This window comes from Gilliamella sp. B2717, assembly GCF_026536675.1.
Lineage (GTDB): Bacteria > Pseudomonadota > Gammaproteobacteria > Enterobacterales > Orbaceae > Gilliamella > Gilliamella apicola_I.
In genome coordinates this window covers 1-465 of record NZ_JAFNNQ010000025.1, presented here as the reverse complement: position 1 = coordinate 465, position 465 = coordinate 1, and the positions used below count along the sequence as shown (strand labels likewise).

The following is a 465-nucleotide window of genomic DNA, read 5'->3' as shown; positions in this document are numbered from 1 at the left end:
ACGCCTCGATCGAAACGTCAATTGATTTTTTTTCTGTATTGATTCCGTCAATACCTGACTCGCCTTCTCCAGTACAAAGCCAGTTTAGATCTGCACCTGTATCCAACATGCATTTAACTACATAATCAGCGGGGAAAGTCTGTCTCTGGACTCTGCTCCCAATAACACTGGCTGTTATGTTCCACTTATCTGCTAATGATTTAACAGTTTTTAGTTTATAGGCTGCAAGTATTCGCTGTATCACGTTTTTACAATTATCAAACTTAATCATTATCTTTCTCACAAAATAAAAAACGTATTTAGTTGTTATTTTCTTATTGACAACGCAATACGTTGTGAATTACTATTTAAAAAACGCAAAACGTTATTAAAATAATTTAATAACTACTAATAAACATTAAATGAGGAATGATGCACCATGACAATACAAATTGCAATAGCTATCCCAACACCATTTGTCACGGC

The 465-nt window shown here is 34.2% G+C and carries 1 protein-coding gene; it reads right to left on the bottom strand.

Translation table 11 applies throughout. The features are described from left to right. Nucleotides 1-271: helix-turn-helix domain-containing protein (locus J3U35_RS11565; RefSeq protein WP_416380679.1), on the bottom strand; the 271-nt coding region annotated here is incomplete at its 3' end. Nucleotides 272-465 lie beyond the last annotated feature (194 nt).